At 74.8% G+C, this 3,075-nt stretch carries 3 protein-coding genes; all 3 read left to right on the top strand.

Annotated features, from left to right (window positions below):
• The first annotated feature begins 51 nt into the window (after positions 1-51).
• Positions 52-789: an ABC transporter ATP-binding protein gene (locus tag J1C73_RS01150; RefSeq protein WP_207314659.1), complete on the top strand. Its 738-nt coding sequence runs from the start codon at positions 52-54 to the stop codon at positions 787-789.
• Entirely contained in the window at positions 771-1,955 is a 1,185-nt protein-coding gene (locus tag J1C73_RS01145) for a hypothetical protein (protein ID WP_207314658.1), read from the top strand. Before J1C73_RS01150 ends, J1C73_RS01145 begins: the two co-directional genes overlap by 19 nt.
• 68 nt (positions 1,956-2,023) lie before the next feature.
• Positions 2,024-3,064: an LOG family protein gene (locus J1C73_RS01140; RefSeq protein WP_207314657.1), complete on the top strand. Its 1,041-nt coding sequence runs from the start codon at positions 2,024-2,026 to the stop codon at positions 3,062-3,064.
• The last annotated feature ends 11 nt before the right edge of the window (positions 3,065-3,075 follow it).

Raw genomic sequence — 3,075 nt, 5'->3', positions numbered from 1 at the left:
GTTCCCCCGTACGGGGGAACGGGATATCTGATCTGAACCGAGGTGTACGCCATGGTGGCCCCGCCGGACAACGACGTGATCTGGGCGCGTTCCCTGCACCACTCCCACAACGGCTCACCCGCGCTCGGCGGGGTGTCCCTGGGAATCCGCGACGGCGAGATCCTCGCCGTGACCGGCCCGCGCGGCAGCGGCAAGACGACACTGCTGCACTGCCTGTCCGGTCAACTGGTCCCCGACCAGGGGGAGGTGTGGTTCAACAGCGTCCCCGTCCACACCATGGGCCCCCGGCTGCGCGAACGGCTGCGCCGCGACAGGTTCGGCTGGATCGCCCCCGAGCCCCAGCTCGTCCCGGAGCTGACCACCTGGGAGAACACCGCCCTTCCGCTCCTGCTGCGCGGTGCCTCGCACCGGGAGGCCAAGAAGGCCGCCATGGAGTGGCTGGAGCGCCTCGACATCGGCATGTGCGCCAGGAAGCGGCCGCACACCCTCCAGCAGAGCCAGCGGCAGCGGATCTCGGTGGCCCGCGCGCTGGCCGCCGCCCCCGCGGTGATCTTCGCCGACGAGCCGACCGCGACCCTGCACCACACCGACCGCGCCCATGTGCTGCGCACCCTGACGAGCGCGGCCCGCTCGCACGGCATCACGGTGGTCCTCGCCACGCACGACGCGGAGATCGCCGCCCTCGCCGACCGTGCGGTGCCGCTGCTGGACGGGCGCCGGGTCGCCACGGTCGCCCTGCCGGCCGCAACCGACACGGAAGGCCGCGCGGCGTGCTCGCTCTCCGTCTAGCCCGCGGTTCCCATCCGCTGGTCCTCATGCGGCGGCTGCTGGTCGCGGCCGCCTCCGCCGGGGTCGGCTTCCTCCTGCTGTGCACCCTGGGCTACGCCTCCGGGCACCCGGCGCACTCGACCGGCTCCGTGCTGCGGCTGCTGTGGTGCCTCGTACCGCTGGCCGCCACCGTGCAGTTCGCGGTCGCGGTCGCCCGGACCGACCCGAGCACCCGCCCGCGCGCCGGACTGTCCGCCGTCGGCCTCGGGCCGGTCCGGCTCAGCGTGCTGGCCGCCGTCTCCACCGCCGTCTCGTGCACCCTCGGCTCCATGGTGGCGCTGCTCCTCTTCCTCCATCTGCGCGGTGATCTGTCGGGACTGCCGTTCGACGGTGCCGCGGCCGGGCTGCTGGGCGCCCAGGCGCCGCTGCCGCTGGCCGCCGTCCTGGTCCTGCTGACCCTGGTGCCCGCGGCGGCGGCCACGGCGAGCGCGCTGGCGCTGCGCGCCAAACCGGTGCGGGCGGCGGGCGTTCAGGACGGTTCGCCGGACCTGGTGCCCGAGGAGCAGGTCCCGGCTCCGGCCGCGCCGCCGACCGGCCTGCCGTGGGGCGTGGCCCTGACGGCCGCCGGACTCGCGGTCGAGGCGTACGCGGGCCGCGGTTCGGCGGGCAGCCCGTTCCCGCTCCCCGGAAAGCTCGACTCCACTCCGGCCTGGGTCCTGATGGGGTGGACGCTGACGGCGATCGGCCTCGCCACGGCCGGCCCCGGGCTGACCCGTCTCGCCGGGCGGCTGCTCCAGGCGCTGCGCCCCGGAGCCGTACGCCTGCTGGCGGGGCGGGTGCTGATGGACGAGGCAGGCCGGATCGGCCGGCCGCTGGGCGTCGTCTGCGCGGTGCTCTCGGCCGTCATCGCCGCGTTCGCGCTGTACGGGACGGGCCCCCGGCCCTTCGGACCGCTCACCGCACTCGGCGCCGTGCTCGTCATCGGCTGCACGACGGCGACGCTGCTGACGTCGGCGCTGGAGGCGAAGCAGGCCCGCGCCGAAACGGCGCAGGCACTGCTGCGGCTCGGCGCCCCGGCCTCGGCGCTGCGGGCCGCGACGATGCTGCGCGCGGCCGCACTACTCCTCGTCTTCGCCCCGCTGACCTGGGCGATCGCCGAGCTGGCCGCTCTCCCGCTGACCGCCTGAGCGGCTGAGCGGGAGAGCGGCCCGGCGCCACCGGGGCCGGACGCCCCGCCGCTTCGTAGCATGAGGGCGTGGAGAACCCGGACGAGAGCATTACCGCACCCGGCGGCGAGATCGAGTCGCTCGCCGAATTCGACGAGGCGGTCGCCGCCGGCTCGCTGACCGGGCGCCGCGTCCAATCCGTCGATCTGACGGACCGCGGTGCCGCCCTGCTGGCCGCCGACGCATCGGGCGCCGTCTTCCTCGGCTGCCCGATGGAGCCCGGCGCGGCGGCGAAGGTACGGGCCGACGGTGCGTTCGTCTTCCCGCCGGTACCGGGTCTGCCCTTCGACCCCTACCGCGGTCTGCTCTACTCCCCCGACGCGCTCTACGACGGGCTGGCGAAGGGCGGTTACGAGGTGACGCCCGACGCCCGTGCCTACCGCTGGTTCCAGGAGACGCGGACGAACGGTGACGCGTTCGCGTCGATGCTCCGCGCGCTCCACGACGACGCGGTCTCCGACGCGCTGGACGAACTCCTCGTCGGGGCAGGGGTGGTCGGCGTGATGGGCGGCCATGCGACGGCCCGCGGCAGCGCCGCCTACACGGCCGCGGCCCGCCTCGGCCGGACCCTGGCCCGCAGCGGGCTGACGGTGGCCACCGGCGGCGGCCCAGGTGCGATGGAGGCGGCGAACCTCGGCGCCTACGCGGCGCCGTACTCCGACCCGATGCTGGACAAGGCCTGCGAACTCCTGGCCTCGGTGCCCTCGTTCGCCCCCTCGGTCTCCGACTGGGCGCTGGCGGCGTTCGCCGTGCGGGAGCGGTGGCCGGACGGCGGCGGCTCGGTGTCGATCCCCACCTGGTTCTACGGCCACGAGCCGCCGAACCCGTTCGCCGACCACATCGCCAAGTACTTCGCCAACGCCCTGCGCGAGGACGGGCTGCTGGCCCGCTCGACCGCGGGCGTCATCTTCCTCCCGGGCGCGGCCGGCACCGTTCAGGAGATCTTCGACAGCACGACCCCGAACTACTACGGTTCACGCGGCGAGTGCCCGGAGCAGGGGCCACGCGGGCAGTTCCCGGGTCCAGTGGTCACGGCCGACCAGCACCATCGGAACCGGCCCGCCGCGTGAACCGTAGTAGT

This window comes from Streptomyces laculatispora (genome assembly GCF_017353455.1).
Classification (GTDB): domain Bacteria; phylum Actinomycetota; class Actinomycetes; order Streptomycetales; family Streptomycetaceae; genus Streptomyces; species Streptomyces laculatispora.
The sequence above is the reverse complement of the archived record's forward strand: the minus strand, read 5'-3'. Positions and strand labels throughout refer to the sequence as shown.

Coding starts and splice junctions, on each gene's coding strand:
- J1C73_RS01150 (WP_207314659.1), top strand. CDS start 52: ATGGTGGCCCCGCCGGACAACGACGTGATCTGGGCGCGTTCCCTGCAC.